Origin of the sequence: Weizmannia sp. CD-2023 (assembly GCF_036225245.1) — a bacterium.
GTDB lineage: Bacteria > Bacillota > Bacilli > Bacillales > Bacillaceae_C > Weizmannia > Weizmannia faecalis.
In genome coordinates this window covers 50,535-68,380 of sequence record NZ_JARTJQ010000027.1, presented here as the reverse complement: position 1 = coordinate 68,380, position 17,846 = coordinate 50,535, and the positions used below count along the sequence as shown (strand labels likewise).

At 47.3% G+C, this 17,846-nt stretch carries 14 protein-coding genes and 1 tRNA gene; 7 read left to right on the top strand and 8 right to left on the bottom strand.

Annotated features, from left to right (window positions below):
• Nucleotides 1–140 precede the first annotated feature (140 nt).
• Both P9687_RS03330 and P9687_RS03325 read left to right on the top strand, forming a co-directional pair.
• A complete protein-coding gene (locus P9687_RS03330) occupies nucleotides 141–584 on the top strand; it encodes a C40 family peptidase (protein WP_014095984.1) in 444 nt (147 codons plus the stop codon).
• 213 nt (nucleotides 585–797) lie between these two features.
• On the top strand, nucleotides 798–1,313 hold the full coding sequence (locus P9687_RS03325) for a hypothetical protein (RefSeq protein WP_061087156.1): 516 nt from the start codon (nucleotides 798–800) through the stop codon (nucleotides 1,311–1,313).
• Nucleotides 1,314–1,745: 432 nt separating this feature from the next.
• Here P9687_RS03325 and P9687_RS03320 read toward each other — a convergent pair whose 3' ends face one another.
• The 8 genes from P9687_RS03320 to P9687_RS03285 form a co-directional block, all read right to left on the bottom strand.
• Complete coding sequence (locus P9687_RS03320; protein ID WP_014095986.1) at nucleotides 1,746–2,876, bottom strand: DEAD/DEAH box helicase; 1,131 nt, start codon at nucleotides 2,874–2,876, stop codon at nucleotides 1,746–1,748.
• Between the two features lie 752 nt (nucleotides 2,877–3,628).
• Complete coding sequence (gene adhE / locus P9687_RS03315) at nucleotides 3,629–6,241, bottom strand: bifunctional acetaldehyde-CoA/alcohol dehydrogenase (RefSeq protein ID WP_035189451.1); 2,613 nt, start codon at nucleotides 6,239–6,241, stop codon at nucleotides 3,629–3,631.
• A 413-nt stretch (nucleotides 6,242–6,654) separates the two neighbouring features.
• On the bottom strand, nucleotides 6,655–7,596 hold the full coding sequence (locus tag P9687_RS03310; RefSeq protein ID WP_035189450.1) for a magnesium transporter CorA family protein: 942 nt from the start codon (nucleotides 7,594–7,596) through the stop codon (nucleotides 6,655–6,657).
• 337 nt (nucleotides 7,597–7,933) lie between these two features.
• A tRNA-Lys gene (locus P9687_RS03305) sits at nucleotides 7,934–8,006 on the bottom strand.
• A gap of 222 nt (nucleotides 8,007–8,228) precedes the next feature.
• A complete protein-coding gene (panF, locus tag P9687_RS03300; RefSeq protein WP_014095990.1) occupies nucleotides 8,229–9,683 on the bottom strand; it encodes a sodium/pantothenate symporter in 1,455 nt (484 codons plus the stop codon).
• On the bottom strand, nucleotides 9,680–9,952 hold the full coding sequence (locus P9687_RS03295) for a YhdT family protein (protein ID WP_017551968.1): 273 nt from the start codon (nucleotides 9,950–9,952) through the stop codon (nucleotides 9,680–9,682). Before P9687_RS03295 ends, panF begins: the two co-directional genes overlap by 4 nt.
• A gap of 407 nt (nucleotides 9,953–10,359) precedes the next feature.
• Entirely contained in the window at nucleotides 10,360–11,247 is an 888-nt protein-coding gene (gene galU, locus P9687_RS03290; protein WP_013858519.1) for a UTP--glucose-1-phosphate uridylyltransferase GalU, read from the bottom strand.
• 3 nt (nucleotides 11,248–11,250) lie between these two features.
• Entirely contained in the window at nucleotides 11,251–12,753 is a 1,503-nt protein-coding gene (locus P9687_RS03285) for a bifunctional ADP-dependent NAD(P)H-hydrate dehydratase/NAD(P)H-hydrate epimerase (protein ID WP_035189448.1), read from the bottom strand.
• Nucleotides 12,754–12,901: 148 nt separating this feature from the next.
• Here P9687_RS03285 and P9687_RS03280 point away from each other — a divergent pair, with 148 nt between their 5' ends.
• From P9687_RS03280 to thrB, 5 genes are all read left to right on the top strand, one after another.
• Nucleotides 12,902–13,306, top strand: coding sequence for a DUF4064 domain-containing protein (locus P9687_RS03280; RefSeq protein ID WP_035189447.1), 405 nt, complete (start codon nucleotides 12,902–12,904; stop codon nucleotides 13,304–13,306).
• Nucleotides 13,307–13,648: 342 nt separating this feature from the next.
• Nucleotides 13,649–14,428 carry an arginase family protein gene (locus P9687_RS03275; RefSeq protein WP_035182353.1) on the top strand — a complete coding sequence of 260 codons (780 nt, stop codon included), beginning with the start codon at nucleotides 13,649–13,651 and terminating at the stop codon, nucleotides 14,426–14,428.
• 116 nt (nucleotides 14,429–14,544) lie between these two features.
• The gene (locus tag P9687_RS03270) at nucleotides 14,545–15,840 is read left to right on the top strand and encodes a homoserine dehydrogenase (RefSeq protein WP_014095997.1); all 1,296 of its coding nucleotides are present in this window, start codon (nucleotides 14,545–14,547) and stop codon (nucleotides 15,838–15,840) included.
• Between the two features lie 4 nt (nucleotides 15,841–15,844).
• Complete coding sequence (gene thrC / locus P9687_RS03265; protein WP_014095998.1) at nucleotides 15,845–16,909, top strand: threonine synthase; 1,065 nt, start codon at nucleotides 15,845–15,847, stop codon at nucleotides 16,907–16,909.
• The gene (gene thrB, locus P9687_RS03260; RefSeq protein ID WP_035189445.1) at nucleotides 16,906–17,826 is read left to right on the top strand and encodes a homoserine kinase; all 921 of its coding nucleotides are present in this window, start codon (nucleotides 16,906–16,908) and stop codon (nucleotides 17,824–17,826) included. The genes thrC and thrB overlap by 4 nt, the downstream gene beginning before the upstream one ends.
• The last annotated feature ends 20 nt before the right edge of the window (nucleotides 17,827–17,846 follow it).

Sequence of the window (17,846 nt, the reverse complement as noted above, 5' to 3'; positions counted from 1 at the left end):
GAAAAACTTGACACATACACTTTTCACACTTTTGTCGTATACGTAATGTTTTTGTAATATTATTTAATGTGAGCGTAACCAAAGAATCGACAAATATTGGTATAGTGGGATTACAAGATTCATAGACAGAGGTGGGAAATTTGAAGAAAGTAGCTCCAATACTGCTTGCATTCATGCTGGGAACCGGTTTTTTACTGCCTGCTAAACAAGCGGCTGCTGCATCCTATTCCCCGTCAAAAGTCATCAGTACGGCAAAGAAATATATAGGGACCCCGTACAGGTGGGGCGGCACAAGCCCATCAGGTTTTGATTGTTCCGGCTTTGTAGGTTATACATTTAAAAAGAACGGAAAAAGCTTGCCGAGAACAGCAGCAAGCATTTACAAAAAAGGAAAAAAAGTCAGCAAGTCAAATTTAAAACCGGGCGATCTGGTTTTCTTCCATACTTATTCAAAAGGCGTTTCACATGTCGCCATTTATATCGGCCATAACCAAGTCATCCACTCCGTATCGCAGGGCGTAAAGATCGACAGCCTGAGCAATCCTTACTGGAAACCGCGGTACGTCGGGGCAAAAAGACTTTGAGATCAAAAAACTTCGGAAACTCCCGATGTTTTTTTTGCACTTTTTCCTACCTCTACCCCTTCCCCGGAAATCTAAACCGGGATACAAAAATATGAATTAAAATTTTTCCATAAATCTTATTTTTTCCTCCCCTATTTACCATAAGAAACAAAAAATGCTATGATCGTGCTGCAAGTCTATTAAAAATTTACAGATTTAGGAAGGGGTTACAGCATGAAAAAAATTTGGTTTGCAACTTTTAGCCTTGCCCTTGTGCTTGCACTTGGCGCATGTTCCGGAAATTCAGGGCAGTCCGGGGCAAAGAAACCGGCAAAAAGCAGCACAAAAACAGCTTTGATGAATTTTTATATGAATCTCACCAATCATATCAATGCCCAGGACAGGGATTTAAATACGTATGAACAGGCGATCGCTAAGACGGACGAAAAACCGCCGAAAACTGAGCTTGCCACCATGCAGAAGGAAGCGCAGTCATCCGCAGAAAATGTAGTGAAAGAAATTAAAAATACGAAAATCCCATCCAAAATAAGTAGCTATCAATCGGAGATCAAAACGGCTGTAAAAGATTTGCAACAGTCCTACCAAATGAAAGCGGATGAGTTGAAAAAAACGAACCCTTCGCTGGATGCTGCGAACAAAAAACTGGAACAAGCCAACGATGAACTCGGCAAAGTATTTAAAAAAGCCGGCTTGTCACCGGCCAGACTCCCGGACGATGTTAATTCATAAGGAAGTTTCAAAATATAATCGGGCGATTGCCGACCCAAACGGCTTCCGCTGATGTCCATTCAGAGGGAAGTTTCGAAATACAATCGGGCGATGGCCAATGCCCATTCAAAGGGAAGTTTCAAAATACGACCGGGCGATTGCTGATACTCATTCAAATAAAAGTCTCAAAACACGACCAGGCGATGGCCGGTACCTATTCAAAAGGAAGTCTCAATACACAGCTGGACGATTGCCTATGCCCAATTAAAAGGAAGTCCAAAACAGAAGGCCTGCCGGAGAATCGATTTCCGGCAGGCCTTCTGCGGCATGAAAGACAACGAAACTTTGTATTTCATCTTTTTAAAGCAGAATAATCTTCCCGCTTTTGGAATCCGCCCAGGGAATGAAGCCATCCTCCGGACAAATTTTTCGCATTCAAAAAAACTGATTTGCCTATTCGGGATCTACCAGCTCACCGCGCTTTATGTCTTTTCGCCTCAATTCCACATGCTGCGCTTTTGCATATTTTTTCAACACCGTTTCTTCTTTCGGCGTGACAAGAGAGACAACTGTGCCGGGGTTTGAACCGAGCCGGCCTGTCCGTCCCGAACGGTGGACATATGCGGAACCATCTTCCGGCAAATCAAATTGAATCACATGCGTAATCGCCGGAATGTCCAGGCCGCGGGCAGCGACATCCGTTGCCAAAAGGAGCGGGACATCGCCGTTTTGGAACAACCGGATACTTTTTTCTCTTTCTTCCTTGCGCATATCGCCATGCAATTCGGCGATGGCCAGCCCTTTGAACCGGAGTTTTTCCACTGCAACCGAAACATCCCATTTATTATTAAAAAACACGAGTCCCCGGACCCCCATTCGGGCTATCTTTCGCAACTGCTCGATTTTGTCGCGCGGATCGCTGCTTACGATATAAATATGTTCAACCGGGCTCCGCGCCTCCTCTTTTGCAATGCGAATCAACAGGGGTTCTTTCATCTGTTCCATAGCCTTATGGGCTGCAGCATCAGGCAAAGTGGCTGAAAACAAAAGGAGCTGGCAGTCACGCATGGCGGATTTTACAATTTGTCCGACCGTGCGGCTGTATTCCTTTCCGAGCAGCTGGTCCCCTTCATCGAGCACCATCATTTTCACTTCATGCATTTTCAGTTTTTTCTGGTGGATCAATTCAAGGATGCGTCCAGGCGTCCCGATAACAAGGTGCGGGTGTTTTTTCAGTTTTTCAATTTGCCGTTTCACATTCGCGCCGCCGATCAGCGGGATGCTCCGGATTCCGCTTCCCTGTGACCATTTTCCGGCTTCCTCTTGGATTTGCATGACCAGTTCTTTAGAAGGCGCCAGAATGACAGCTTGAACCGTTTGTTTTCCGGGGTCCATCCGGTCGAGCACAGGCAGCAGGTAGGCGAGTGTTTTTCCCGATCCTGTCGGTGCTGCAGCAATCACATCCCGGCCGTCCAGCACAGCAGGAATCACTTTTTCCTGTACAGAAGCAGGATGTTCAAACGTTGAATTTTTCCATGCCTGTTGTAAAAAAGGCTGTAAATGATGAATGAATGTAGGTTCCATTGTTTTTTCCCTAACCTTCCTTTTCCAGTTCTTTTATCATACACTATCCCGTATGGAAAAGAAAAGTTATCTAACGTAGACCCGTTCTATGTTAAGGAAGATCGCTTAATATCGCCCCTATCTTAACGTAGAGGCGTTCTATGTTAAGGAAGACCGCCAAAAATCGTCCCTATCTTAACGTAGAGGTGTTCTATGTTAAGGAAGACCGAAAAAAAGTCATGCTTTCTTAACGTAGACCCGCTCTATATTAAGGAAGATCGAAAAAAATCGCCCCTTTCTTAACGTAGAGCCATTCTACGTTAAGGAAGACCTCCAAAAAGTCACGCTTTCTTAACTTAGAGGCGTTCTATGTTAAGGAAGACCGTTAAAAATCGTCCCTATCTTAACATAGACCCGCTCTACGTTAAGGAAGACAGAAAAAAAGTCATGCTTTCTTAACGTAGACCCGCTCTATATTAAGGAAGATCGAAAAAAATCGTCCCTTTCTTAACGTAGAGCCATTCTACGTTAAGGAAGACCGCCAGAAATCATCCCTATCTTAACGTAGATCCTCGTTCCTTACCTTAAAAACCCGTCTAAGTGAAGTGATCGCCAAAATTCTGGCTATTTCCTTCACTTAGACGGGCTCTATGTTAACGGATCAACAATTTTTAAATTGCTTCTTTTTCATAGACACGGGCTACATGAGCGTTTTCGCCAAAACCTCTTCGGTTCCCTTCACGTAAAGTGCGCCTCTTCCAAAATGAAAGCCATTATTTTGCTTCAACGCCTTCAAAAGCTTTGCGTAAAATGTCTTCCAATTCGCTGACAAGCGGCAATTTAGGGTTTGCAGGTGTGCATTGGTCTTCAAATGCGCGGTCTGCAATAATGGCAACCCGTTTTTCAAAGTCCGCCCGGTTCACGCCGGCTGCTTTTAAGCTAAGCGGAATATTGAACAGTTTGCACATCCGGATGATTTCCTGGCAAAGGCTTTCGACACCTTCTTCTGTCGTGCTTGCCGGAAGACCAAGTACGCGCGCGATTTCCGCGTAGCGTTGATCCGCAATAAAATGTTCGTATTTCGGGAATGCCGCAAATTTTTTCGGCTTTTGCGCGTTATAGCGGATGACATGCGGCAACAGAATCGCGTTAGCCCGGCCGTGCGGAATATGGAATTCAGCGCCGATTTTATGGGCAAGTGAATGGTTGATGCCAAGGAATGCATTCGAGAACGCCATCCCTGCCAAAGTCGATGCATTGTGCATTTTTTCGCGTGCCAGTGCATCATTGCCATTTGCGTATGCTTTCGGCAAGTATTCGTGAACAAGCTGGATGGCCTTAATTGCCAGACCGTCCGTATAGTCGTTGGCCATGTTGGATACATAGGCTTCAATCGCATGGGTCAAAACGTCCATCCCGGTATCGGCTGTTACGGATTTCGGAACGGTCATAACAAACTGCGGGTCAATGATCGCAACATCCGGTGTCAGTTCATAGTCTGCGAGCGGATATTTTGTGTTGTTCTTTTTATCCGAAATGACGGCGAAAGAAGTCACTTCAGAACCGGTGCCCGATGTGGTCGGAATGCAGACCAGCTGCGCTTTTTCACCCAGTTTCGGGAATTTGGCAACCCGTTTCCGGATGTCCATAAATTTTTGCTTCAATTCGTTGAAATCAACTTCCGGATGCTCATAGAACAGCCACATGCCTTTTGCAGCATCCATCGCCGACCCGCCGCCAAGCGCGATAATGACATCCGGCTGGAAGCTTGCCATAGCTGCGGCACCTTTCCGAACCGTTTCAATAGACGGATCCGGTTCGACTTCTGAGAAAATTTCACAGTGCACATAGTCCGGGCGTTTCCGCAAGTAATACAGTACTTTCTCAACGAATCCAAGCCTGACCATATCCGGATCGGTGACAATAAAGGCACTTGAGATATCCGGCATTTTTTCCAGGTATTGGACCGAGTTCTTTTCAAAATACACGCGCGGTGGAATTTTAAACCATTGCATATTGACTCTCCGTTTCGCCATTGTTTTTACATTGTAAAGATTGATGACACCGACGTTTGTGGACACCGAGTTGCCGCCGAACGTGCCGCAGCCGAGTGTCAAAGAAGGCATATAGGCATTGTAAATGTCGCCGATTGCCCCTTGCGAAGACGGGGAGTTGACAATGATCCGGCCGGCTTTCATTTTTAAGCCGTATTGTTCAATGACTTCATCGTTTGTCGAATGGATCACAGCCGAGTGGCCAAGCCCGCCGAATTCGAGCATGGCTTCTGCAAATTCGAAACCTTGTTTTGTGCTGTTGGCTTTGTAACAGGCCAAAACCGGGCTTAATTTTTCTCTGGAAAGCGGGTAGTCCGGGCCGACACCTGTAAGTTCAGCGATTAAAATTTTGGTATCTTCCGGAACGTCCACGCCTGCCATTTTCGCAATTTCATAGGCCGGTTTGCCGACAATGGCGCTGTTGACGGATTGCGTCTTTTCATTGATGACGGTTTTCTCAACCTTTTTCTTCTCCGCTTCATTCAGGAAGTAGCAGTGATTTGCAATCAATTCGTTTTTCACATTGTCATAAATTTCTTTGTCGATGATGACAGCCTGTTCCGACGCACAGATCATGCCGTTGTCAAACGTTTTGGACAAAATCAGGTCATTGACGGCGCGTTTGATATCAGCAGATTTTTCAATATAGCAAGGGACGTTTCCCGGCCCGACGCCAAGCGCAGGTTTCCCGCTCGAATAGGCGGACTTTACCATGCCGGAACCGCCCGTGGCAAGAATCAGTGAAATACCCGCATGGTTCATCAATTGCTGTGTCGCTTCAATGGCCGGTTTTTCGATCCATTGGATGCAGTTTTCCGGCGCGCCGGCTTTCACAGCAGCGTCAAGCATGACTTTTGCGGCATGGCTGCTGCATTTTTGCGCGGACGGATGGAATGCGAAAATAATTGGGTTGCGTGTTTTAATGGCAATTAATGCTTTAAACATCGTGGTTGATGTCGGGTTCGTTACAGGAGTGACCCCGGCAATCACGCCGACCGGTTCCGCAAATTTAACAATCCCTTCATTATTGTTTTCGTCAATGATGCCGACTGTTTTGTTATATTTAATGTTGTGATAGATGTATTCTGTTGCAAACAAGTTTTTTGTCATTTTATCTTCATATACGCCGCGCCCTGTTTCTTCCACGGCCATTTTGGCGAGCACCATATGCTGTTCCAACCCGGCAAGTGCCATTTGTTTTACGATATTGTCCACTTGTGCCTGATCCAGTTCCATAAATTCACGCAGTGCTTTTTGCCCTTTTGCGACGAGGGAATCGACCATTTCCGTGATTTGCGCAGATTTGCCAACAACTTTTTCATCGATTGCCATGTTCGTGGCCCCCATTCTAAATGTTTTTGTGAATAATTTCACATGATAGACTAAAAAATATAATTTGTGAAGTATTTCACATGATTTTCTGCCGTTTTACATTTGTTTCTTTTCTTTATGGCTTTATTATAGGCGATTTCACATGCTATGGCTGTGTCAGATTGGTGACAAATGAATAAATCATTTATAAACTTTTTTCTTTAAAATATTGCTTTCCAGCCATGATTCAATTAAAATAAGTTTTTTCCGCCTTTTTACATTGTAAGTGCTTACATTTTATATTTGAATATTTATGCAAAATTACGTATAGAAATTGCCGTAAAAAAACCGCTTCTCGCTTGTGAAACCTGCACATTCACAAGGCAGAAACGGAAAAGGAGATGAATTTTATGCAAATCCATCTCCCAGGTGTGTTAGAAATATCTTTTTTTCCAAAAAATAAGGGCTGTAACACTGGAAAGAACCAGAGAGGCCAAAAACGCCAGCCAAAACCCATGGGGGCTTGATTGCCATGGCAGGCCGTGAAGATTCATTCCGAAAAAGCTGGATACCATCGTTGGCAGGGAAAGGATAATCGTGACCGTCGTCAAAAATTTCATCACGCCGTTCACGTTATTGGAAATGACAGAAGCATAGGCATCCATCATGCCGCTTAAAATATTGCTGTGCACTTCACACATTTCGATTGCCTGTTTGACTTCAATCATGACGTCATCCAGTAAGTCCATGTCATCTTCATATACTTTTAGAAAATGCTGCCGTGTCATTTTTTCCATGACGATTTTATTGGCTTTTAATGAGGTAGTGAAATACACGAGCGTTTTTTCAAGGCTCAACAGTTCGAACAGTTCCTCGTTTCGCATCGATTCGTGCAATTCGCGTTCGATCAGGCTTGATCTGCGGTCGATATATTTTAAATAGTTTAAATAATAACTTGCAACTTCATATAGAATTTGAAGGGTAAATCTGGTTTTCATGTAGGTGTAAAACCCGCGCACCCGTCTGTGGATAAACTTTCCGATAATCGGATTATCCTGCAGGCAGACCGTGATGAAATAAAAAGGCGTGACGATAATCCCGAGCGGAATCGTATCATACAGCGCGGAGTCCACATCGTCCTTTACCTTAACGGGAAGGCCGACAATGATTAAAATATCATCGTCTTCTTTTTCAATACGGGAGCGTTCATCGACATCCAGCGGGTCTTTAATAAAATCGGCCGGTATATTCGTTTGCTGGACAACCTGGTTGATTTCTTCCTCTGTCGGGTTCACCAGGTTCACCCAGCATCCTTTTGACAAAGTTTCTGTTTCCTTCAGTTTGCCGTTTTCGTCCGTTAAATACATATTTAACATGCAGGCCACCTCCTCTTCTCTTTTGAGGAAGCTCAAGCATACTTTACTCTTCCAGAGACTGATAACCTGTAGGATTGGTCGAGGCCAGTATGAAGACTTCCTCTTGCTTATGTTTCATGCACGACCTCGGATGCGCGTCAGAATCCATCAGTTATCATCTCCTTTTTTCTTCGATTCATAAATAGCTGCGAAACCTGCAACCATTATATTATACCACAATATAGTATGCCTGAATATGTCCGCTTGTTATTTTTTAGCCGGATTATCCGCGAAAAAAACTTCTATAAAAATAAAAAAGCAATATAATGGCACAATTGTGCATCATATTGCTTCGTGATGGGACATGAGGGGCTCGAACCCACGACCCGCTGATTAAGAGTCAGCTGCTCTTCCAACTGAGCTAATGTCCCGCAGATGACAATCATTATATTATCACAAATCCGGGAAAGATGCAACGAAAAATTTTTTAGATCTGGGCCGAGAGGATGATTCGTCCCGGCCCGATTGATTCTTATTTTGCAGCTTTTTCCGGACATCGCACATTTTTAGCTAAAAATTTCAATTTGAGGCGCCTGTTTACTCGGCCCCAATAAGTCGCAATGACGCGTGTCAATTGAACCGGTACTTTTACTTTATGCCCCATCGCGTTCAGCCCGAATGGCAGCTCTCTTGCGCCCGAAGAGAAGGCTCGCCGCGATAAACCCGGCGCAGGAAATAAGGACCGGCAGCACCACTGTATGCAATCCGAACGGGTTTGGATGCAAGCGGTCCAGCAGAATGTACGAGCCCATGCCGAGTATCATAGAACAAACCGCGCCGTACTTGTTTCCTTTATTCCAGTACAAGCCGAAAATCACCGGCCATATAAAAACGGATTCCAGGCCGCCAAAGGAAAACAAGTTGAGCCATATGATCAATTTCGGCGGGCTGAGCGACAACAGCACGACAATGACGGCAATCGCTGCGGTCACGCTGAAACTTGCCGCTTTCATCTGTTTTTCGGATGCGTTCGGTTTCACATAATTCAAATAAAGGTCTTTGACAAGCGCGGAACCGACGAGAATGAGGAGCGCATCAACGGTAGACATAATTGCGGCCATCGGAGCAGCAAGCACGATACCGGCCGGCACAGGCGGCAGCACTTTCATCGTTAATAGCGGCATTACCGTATCGGGCACTTTCACACCCGGTATGACAGCACGTGCCATCACGCCAATAAAATGCATGCCGAACATAATAAACCCAATGACAATGGTACCGATGATGATCGCCCTGTGCATCGCCCGGGAATCTTTGTAGGACATCGCACGGACCGTAATTTGCGGCAGGCCGACGACACCAATCCCGACCAAAATCCAAAACGACGACACATAGGCAGGGCTCAGGCTGTGCCCGTGTCCGAACGGCGTAATCAGATCCGGGTCCTCTGCAGCAAGTTTGTGCATAATCGGTTCCATCCCGCCGCCCGCTTTAATGGTTGCCACCAGTAAAATAAGCGTGCCAAGAAACATGACCGTGCCCTGGACTGCATCTGTCACCGCCACTGCGCGAAATCCCCCGACTACGACAAACAGCGTAACAGAAGCGGCAAAAATTAGGAGCGACGCCGTATACGACAATCCGGTCAGCGATTCAACAAGGCGCGCACCGCCGATCCACTGTGCCGTCATCGATGAAAACAGAAAAATAATAATGCTTGCTGCCGCCAAAATGACGACGGCATCACTTTGATAACGGCTTTTTAAAAAGTCAATCAGCGTCACCGCCTCATATTTGCGTGCCATAATCGCAAATTTTTTCCCGAGCACCATCAGGACAAAATAGCCGGTTGAAAGCTGTGCCATAGAAAGAAGCACCCAGCCAAGCCCCTGTGTGTACGCCACACCCGGCCCGCCGATAAAGCTGCTGGCGCTCCCGTATGTCGCCACCATCGTCATCGCGAGGATAAAACCGCCGAGCTGCCGTTTTCCGAGAAAATATTCCTGTACAAAAGATTGCGTTTTGATCACGTATTGATTGGCCCAAAAACCAACGGCAAAAATAATGAGCAAAAAAATGAGCAGTGGTGCCAATACCGGCCAGTTCATGGCTTATCCCCCTCTTCATCATCGAAAGGGATATCCTTAAAAAAGAACTTCACAATGAAGATGACAAGCGCCGTCACGACAATATACCCGGCAATGCAGCTGTAAAAAAACCATGATGGCATGCCAAATATATAATGATACTGTTTGGCCGGCCGTGAACCGAGGCCGTAAGCAAAACCGTACCACCAGAGAAAATTGAACAGCACAAGCCCGACGCCGATCCATGCTTCTTTGTGCGCCTGTTTAAATCTTTTGTCATCTGTTTTCAAAATGTGCCATCCTTTCCTTACTTTTGCTACTATCTTACATCTTTTTCATCCGGCCGTGTGATTTTCACCATGAATCAGGTTTGTTTTGCATAAAAGCACTGGAACTTGCAAAATAAGCCGAACGAAACTGGATTCCTTTTCATGGTTGCCAGAAACAACCTCTCTTCTGATCGTCATTGATTTTGACGCGAAAAACTTCATTTCATTCTATATAAGTTGAGCTTAAGTTACATCAAGCCCGAGCGCCAATTTGCACGATGACGATTTTTTACAGCAGGCAACAAAAGCTGCGATATTTTAGCTGGAACTTCGGGTTGTATCCCGATCCCCATCGCACAGCCCGATAAAAAACGCCTGCGTTCGCATATTTCGCGAAACAGGCGTTTTTACCGGCAGACCTGCAAGTTTCAGATCTGATGGTTTTGAATTCTCCATTGCAAATCTTCCAAATACCGGAGCAAATCATCGCGCAGATCTTCCCGGGAAAGCGCCATTTCAATCGTCGATTTGATAAACCCGAATTTTTCGCCGACGTCGTAGCGTTTCCCTTCATAAGCATAGGCATACACTTTTTGGATTTCATTCAATTGTTCAATGGCATCGGTCAGCTGGATTTCACCGCCTGATCCCGTCTTCTGCAATGAAAGGAAATCAAAAATCTCCGGTGTTAAAATATACCGCCCGATAATGGCGACATTTGACGGCGCTTCCTCCACTTTCGGCTTTTCTACAAAGCCTTTCACATCATAAATTCTTCCCTTTTGATCGAGCGGGTCAATAATCCCGTAACGGTTTGTTTCCTCACGCGCGACTTCCATGACGGCAATCACGCTGGAATGGACCTGTTCATAAACATCGATCATTTGTTTCAGGCAAGGCGGTTCAGCCTGAATAATATCATCACCGAGGAGCACGGCAAACGGTTCATTCCCAATAAATTTGCGCGCACACCAAATCGCGTGGCCCAGTCCTTTCGGTTCCTTTTGCCGGATATAATGGATATCCACTTCTGCAGGCTGGCGCACTTTTTCAAGCAGATCAAATTTTTTCTTTGCGATCAAATTGTCCTCAAGCTCAAATGCGTGGTCAAAATGGTCTTCAATCGCCCGTTTCCCTTTCCCGGTTACGATGATGATATCTTCAATGCCGGAATCAATGGCCTCTTCCACAATATATTGGATTGTCGGCTTATCGACAATTGGCAGCATTTCTTTCGGCATTGCCTTCGTCGCCGGCAGGAAACGTGTTCCAAGCCCCGCTGCCGGGATAATCGCCTTCTTGATTTTTTGCATCATTTGTCACCTCTTTATAAAACGGTCACCGTTTCCTAAACCCGGCGCTTTCCCTGCATCTTTTGCGGCCGTTTCCAATTGGTGCATCACTTTGGGAAGCAGCCGGGAAAATTCATGGGCAGTGAGTGTAGCGGACCCGTTTTCCCGGATCCACAAGTCTGCGCATGCCCCGTGAATATAAACGGCATTGGCAACCGCTTCCTTGATATTAGCATACGTGCATATATTTGCCAAGAGCATGCCGGTTAATGTATCACCGCTTCCGCCTTTTGCCAGGCTGCTGTTGCCGGTTGTGTTTACATAGCCGCTGCCATCCGGAAAAGCCATCACCGTGTACTGCCCTTTTAAAACAACGATGACCCCGTGTTCCTGTGCATATGCGGAAGCAAGCCTGATCCTATCTGCAGCGATTTGCCCGGTCGGTATGTCCGCCATCCTTGAAAATTCCCCTGGATGCGGCGTTAAAACGACCGGCGCCGTGCGTTTCGGGTATGTCCTTTTATGTAATGCACCCGCATCGAGGACAACAGGAAGCGGTTCTTTTAAAACGCCGTGAATGAAAGACTCCAGCTGCTCATCCGGCTCAATCCCGGGACCGATGGCCACCCCGGCAAATTTCTGCCCCAAATCGTTAAGCCGCTTTGAAAAATCCCTTTTTAAATAAGTCGCTTCCGGAACGAGTGTAGCGATCACATTCCGGACACCGCTTTCCGTAAAAACGGAGAGTTTCCCGATCCCCATCCGCATGGCGCCGATCGCAGCCAGTGCCGCACTCCCCGGCATACCGTCACTCCCGGCAACCAAAAGCCCGGTCCCAAATGTGCCTTTATGGACATTGCCGCTTCTTTCGGGGAGCGAACGGATGACATCTTCTTCTGACCAAATTTTCCATTTTGAAGTATGCGGCAGGCCGATCCCGACAGCCTTTGTTTCGCCGAAATAAGCGGAAGAAGGGAATAACAGGCTGGACGGTTTCAAACCATGGAGAGAAAACGTATAATCTGCGTGTACGGTATGCGGATCGGCATCACCCGTATCCCCCGCCACTCCCGTCGGTACGTCAATGGCGGCCACTTTTGCCTTCCGGGTATTGATCCAATCGGTTACTTCTGCAAGATCATCCCTGAGCGGCAGCCTTGTACCAATGCCAAGCAGCCCGTCTGCGATCCAGTCATAATGTTTCTCACGGTCAAAAGGGGCTGCTTCAAAGCCGCATGATTGAAAATAGGAAAAATGCTGCGCAGCCTCTTTCGTTTGCGGCAGGCCTAAAGGAAAGATCAAATCCGCGTTGTATCCGTTCAGTTTTAAATAGCGGGCAAGTACAATCCCGTCCCCACCGTTATTCCCTTTGCCGGAAAGCACCGCAATCGTGTCGCGTTTGGAAAGGAGCGGTGCAAGGGCGCGGTACAGACCGCTTCCGGCATTTTCCATCAGCGTAAACGTATCCATGCCGAAAGAAGCTGCATTTGCATCGGCTTCCTTAATTTCTTTGCTTGTATAAATTTGCATGGCCAAACACCCCCGTTCTCATAGTTTTATTGTAACACTGCTTGAATGCGACAACATAAAATTTCTAATTTCCGAATCCTTTTTTTGTTTTTTTCGTATTTATGGAAGGGAATGGGTTTTATAGACAAGAAAGAAAGGGGTGGTAAAAATGAAACGAACTGCTGAAATTGTACTGAGCATCATTGGCGCGGTGCTAAACGGACTTGCCACAATCCTCGTTATCTTCTTTACGATAGCCATGAAAAGCCAAAGTATTATCGACCAGCTGAAAAATGATGCCTCCATACGGGAAGCCGACTTTCAAACAGTCCTTCATACGATCCAGGCGCTCGGCTGGGGAATTGCTGTGGTGCTTATCATCGGAACGGTGATCGGCATTGTCGCCGCTGTTCAACTGAGGAATAACAAAAGGCCGAAGCTGTCAGGCATTTTGCTTATTATCGGTGCATTGCTTGTGTTCTTTTTCACCGTCGGATTCGGGGTGCTCCCGGCGCTGCTTTACCTGATTGCGGGCATTTTGAGCCTCGTGCGCAAACCGCCGGTCATCGTTTAATCGTTTAATAGAGCATGAGCCTTCCTGCATGAGGGAGGCTTATTTTGATGCAAAAAAATAAATACGGCCAAGCGCGATTCCGCCTTTCATGCCAGCTAATCCGGCAATTAAAAAAGCCGGATGAAGATTTCCTGTCAAACGGAACACGGGAGCACGGCGTTTGCCGGTGGCCGTTTCAAAAATTTACCTGTATCATCATCTTCCCGCTCCTTCCCGCCTGAGCCGGAAACGATGCGTGTTTCAAAAAAATGTGATAAAATCATAATAAATCGTTTCAATATTCCGCCATTCAAAGGAACCTGCTTCAACCCGTTCTGTGAATTCTTAAAGGAGATGAAAGAGATGGGTTTATTGCATAAAGGTGTCACGATATTGGCTTTTGACGAAACGTATGATGAACAAAAAAGGATCCAGTCTTTTCCCCATGAAACTATTAATCTGAAACATATCCGCCATACCAATCTTTTTTGTGAAAAACAGGCGCTTTTCCAAATTGAAACGGCACTGGACCGCCGCAAACAAAAAGGCATCACCTTTCTTGGAAGTGGCAACTACCATTATGTGACCTCCCTGCTTTTAAAAAAAGCGCCGAAACCGTTCACCCTTGTGCTGTTCGACAACCATCCGGACATGGACGACAGCTTTGAACAGACACTGCTATCATGCGGGTCATGGGTTTCCTACGCCTTAAAAACGAACCCGCTGCTGAAAAGAGTTGTCATCATCGGCCCGACTTCTTTCAAAACACATCGCCGCCCGCCACAAACCGTCCAAATTTTTCCTTTTAACGGCCGGAATCTTGAAAACCGGAAACGGATTTTATCCGCCATTCCAACAGATACCGTCTATATCAGCATTGACAAAGACGTCCTTTCCCCGGCTTTTGCCGAGACAAACTGGGATCAGGGGAGGATGGGCAAGCAGGAATTGCTGTCCTGTATTTCGGCCATTCTCGATCAAAAGCAAGTATTCGGCATCGATATATGCGGGGAAACCGCAGTCTCGCCGGCTGAACGCTTTCTCCCGCATGCATTTGAAATAAGCCAAAAAAACGACGCCATGAATGCTGAAATCCTCGAAGTTTGCCTGGAGCGGCACCCGCAACCAGCACTGCACGTCTGATTCTTTTTCTTACTTTTTAAAAAAGAAAGACTTGATCTTCCTCTGTAATCATGCTTTAATGTCTATTATACAAAGACATTTGTTTTCTGTAAAAATACATAAAGAGGTGTGATCAAATGAAATCGGACGTTTCAATCGGACTGCTTGGACTCGGAACCGTTGGCTGCGGCGTTGTCAAACTGATCCGGCAGCATCAGGAGGAACTCGTCCATCAGCTTGGGCGTGAAGTAAAGGTGAAACGAATTCTCGTGCGCGACACCGAAAAGGACCGCGGTGTAGACATTGATCCCGCCTCTGTCACTACAAATCCCGATGAGATACTAAATGACCCGGAAATCGATGTCGTCGTTGAAGTGATGGGCGGAATTGATGAAGCCCGCCGGTACATTGTCAAGGCGATTGAAAATAAAAAACATGTCGTGACCGCGAACAAAGATTTAATTGCTCTCTATGGCCCGGAGCTTCAGGAACTGGCCTGGAAAAACCAGTGTGACTTGCTGTATGAGGCAAGCGTCGGCGGCGGCATCCCGATTATCAGGGGGCTTACAGACGGCCTTGTTTCCGACCGGATCCAAAAAGTGATGGGGATCGTCAACGGGACAACCAATTTTATTTTGACCAAAATGATGGATGAAGGCGTTTCTTATGACGAGGCGCTGAAAGAGGCACAGGAACTTGGTTTTGCCGAAGCTGACCCGACATCAGATGTGGAAGGCCTGGATGCGGCAAGGAAAATGGCGATTTTGGCAAGGCTCGCATTCTATACAAATGTGAAACTTGAAGATGTGGAAGTGGAAGGCATTACCCATCTTTCATCCGCAGATTTGCATTATGGGAAAACGCTCGGGTATACGATGAAGCTGATCGGCTTGGCGGAATGCCAGGATGAACATATTGAAGTGAGCGTGCAGCCGGCGTTTATCGCCCAAAACCACCCGCTTGCTTCCGTGAAAAACGAATTCAATGCCGTTTATATTAACGGGGAAGCAATCGGCGAAGCGATGTTTTACGGGCCCGGCGCCGGAAGCATGCCGACTGCGACCGCGGTCGTGAGCGATTGTATTGCCGCGATTAAAAACATGCAGCTCGGCGTGAACGGCCGGAACCTCAGGGGCCCGCGCTTTGAACGGAAACTCATGCCGCCTGAGCAGCGCTACGGGCAATTTTATATCCGTATGCATTTAAAAGACCAGGTCGGCGCATTTTCTAAAATTACAGCCGCCTTCAGCGCCCTCAATATCAGCTTTAAACGGATTTTGCAGACGCCTGATAAACGCGATGAGCTTGCGGAAATCATCATTGTTACCCACAAAGTGTCGCTCGACCGTTTCCAAAAGGCGCTCGAACAGTTAAATGAAATGCCTGTTGTCAAAGAAGTGAACAGCTACTACCGTGTTGAAGGAGAGGCATAAAAACATGAATCAATGGCCAGGATTACTCAAACAGTACAAATCATTTTTACCCGTCACAGACAAAACACCGGAACTGACATTATTTGAAGGCAATACGCCGCTTATCCCGTTTGCCCGCCTCTCGGAAAAGCTCGGCGTGGAATTGTACGGAAAATTTGAAGGTTTGAACCCAACCGGCTCTTTTAAAGACCGCGGCATGGTGATGGCGGTTGCGAAAGCGATCGAAAACGGCAGCAGGTCCGTTATCTGCGCCTCCACCGGCAACACTTCCGCTTCTGCGGCCGCCTATGCCGCAAAAGCCGGAATCCGGGCAATCATCGTGATCCCGAGCGGAAAAATCGCGCTTGGCAAACTGGCACAGGCCGTTATGTACGGCGCTGAAATCGTGGAAATTGATGGCAATTTTGACCAGGCGCTTAAAATCGTCAGGAAAGTAAGCGAAACTTCGCCTGTTACACTTGTAAACTCGGTTAACCCTTACCGGCTGGAAGGCCAAAAAACAGCGGCTTTCGAGATTTGTGAGCAGCTGGGTTCAGCACCCGATGTCCTTGCCATCCCGGTCGGCAATGCCGGAAACATCAGCGCGTATTGGAAAGGATTCAAAGAGTTCAATGAGAAATTCGAAACCGGCCTGCCGGAAATGCACGGCTTTGAAGCGGAAGGCGCAGCTGCCATCGTCCGGGATCGGGTGATCGAAAACCCGGAAACGGTCGCAACCGCGATCCGGATCGGCAACCCGGCAAGCTGGAAACTGGCTGTCAACGCCCGCGATGAATCAGGCGGCGTGATTGACTCAGTGTCAGACCCGGAAATCCTTGATGCGTTCCGGCTGCTCGCCCGCAATGAAGGAACGTTCGCCGAACCGGGTTCATGTGCGTCCATCGCCGGTGTCATCAAGCAGGTCAAAACGGGACAGATCAAAAAAGGGAGCAAAGTGGTTGCTGTCCTGACCGGAAACGGGCTAAAAGACCCGCAAACCGCCATGTCCCAAGTCGAAGTCCGGCCTGCCGTGCTGCCGGCAACGGAAGAAGCTGTGACAGATTATCTTTCAAATGTGATCCATGTATGAACAGGCTGGTTATCCGCGTCCCCGCAAGCACGGCAAATCTCGGGCCCGGATTTGACTCAGTCGGCATGGCGCTCAACCGTTTTTTAACGCTTGAAGTACGCGATAGCGAGGAATGGGTTTTTGAACAAGTATCACCCCTTTTGCCGCCGCTTCCGAAAGACAGCGACCCTTTTATCTTAAAAATTGCGCGGCAGGTTGCGGATTTATACGGCGTGCAGCTTGCCCCGTGCAAAGTCATTGTTGACAGCGAAATTCCGCTTGCCCGCGGGCTTGGCAGCAGCGCCTCAGCCGTTGTGGCCGGCATTGAACTGGCTAACTTTGCCGGAAATCTCGGGCTTTCGCTTGCGGAAAAGCTGGACATTGCCTCCCGGATCGAGGGGCATCCGGATAATGTCGCAGCATCTTTGTTCGGCGGGCTCGTTGTTTCAGCCGAGCAAGGGGACGGACGAGTCGAAGTCGTGCCGTTTTTTGACATTATGGCGGATTTGCTCCTGTTTATTCCCGGTTATGAGTTAAAAACGGAAGATGCGCGCAAAGTGCTTCCTGATTTTTATGCACGGAAAGAGGCAGTAAAAGGAAGTGCGGCCAGCAATCTTTTTATTGCGGCGCTCATAAGCGGCCAGTACGAACTGGCCGGAAAAATGATGGAACAGGACCGTTTTCACGAGCCGTACCGGACAAAATTGATCCCCGAATTTTTGGAGATCCGCCGGCTGACCAAATCACTCGGCGCGTACGGGACGGTCATTAGCGGCGCCGGCCCGACGGTTATTTCACTCGTGCCGTCCGGGCAAGCAGAGGCCATGGCAGAAACGCTCCACGCCCATTTTCCGCATGTACTGGTTGAACCGGCCAAAATTGACCGGACCGGCCTTTCCGTCGAAAAATATGCGGCATCCAATATGCTGAACTTATAAAAAAGGTTTGGAGCATCTCC

Bases quoted from the DNA above. Each gene is read 5' to 3' on its own strand.
- P9687_RS03275 (WP_035182353.1), top strand. From the start codon at position 13,649: ATGGGTTTATTGCATAAAGGTGTCACGATATTGGCTTTTGACGAAACG.
- galU (WP_013858519.1), bottom strand. From the start codon at position 11,247: ATGATGCAAAAAATCAAGAAGGCGATTATCCCGGCAGCGGGGCTTGGA.
- thrB (WP_035189445.1), top strand. From the start codon at position 16,906: ATGAACAGGCTGGTTATCCGCGTCCCCGCAAGCACGGCAAATCTCGGG.
- thrC (WP_014095998.1), top strand. From the start codon at position 15,845: ATGAATCAATGGCCAGGATTACTCAAACAGTACAAATCATTTTTACCC.
- P9687_RS03320 (WP_014095986.1), bottom strand. From the start codon at position 2,876: ATGGAACCTACATTCATTCATCATTTACAGCCTTTTTTACAACAGGCA.
- P9687_RS03280 (WP_035189447.1), top strand. From the start codon at position 12,902: ATGAAACGAACTGCTGAAATTGTACTGAGCATCATTGGCGCGGTGCTA.
- adhE (WP_035189451.1), bottom strand. From the start codon at position 6,241: ATGGCAATCGATGAAAAAGTTGTTGGCAAATCTGCGCAAATCACGGAA.
- P9687_RS03285 (WP_035189448.1), bottom strand. From the start codon at position 12,753: ATGCAAATTTATACAAGCAAAGAAATTAAGGAAGCCGATGCAAATGCA.
- panF (WP_014095990.1), bottom strand. From the start codon at position 9,683: ATGAACTGGCCGGTATTGGCACCACTGCTCATTTTTTTGCTCATTATT.
- P9687_RS03325 (WP_061087156.1), top strand. From the start codon at position 798: ATGAAAAAAATTTGGTTTGCAACTTTTAGCCTTGCCCTTGTGCTTGCA.
- P9687_RS03270 (WP_014095997.1), top strand. From the start codon at position 14,545: ATGAAATCGGACGTTTCAATCGGACTGCTTGGACTCGGAACCGTTGGC.
- P9687_RS03310 (WP_035189450.1), bottom strand. From the start codon at position 7,596: ATGTTAAATATGTATTTAACGGACGAAAACGGCAAACTGAAGGAAACA.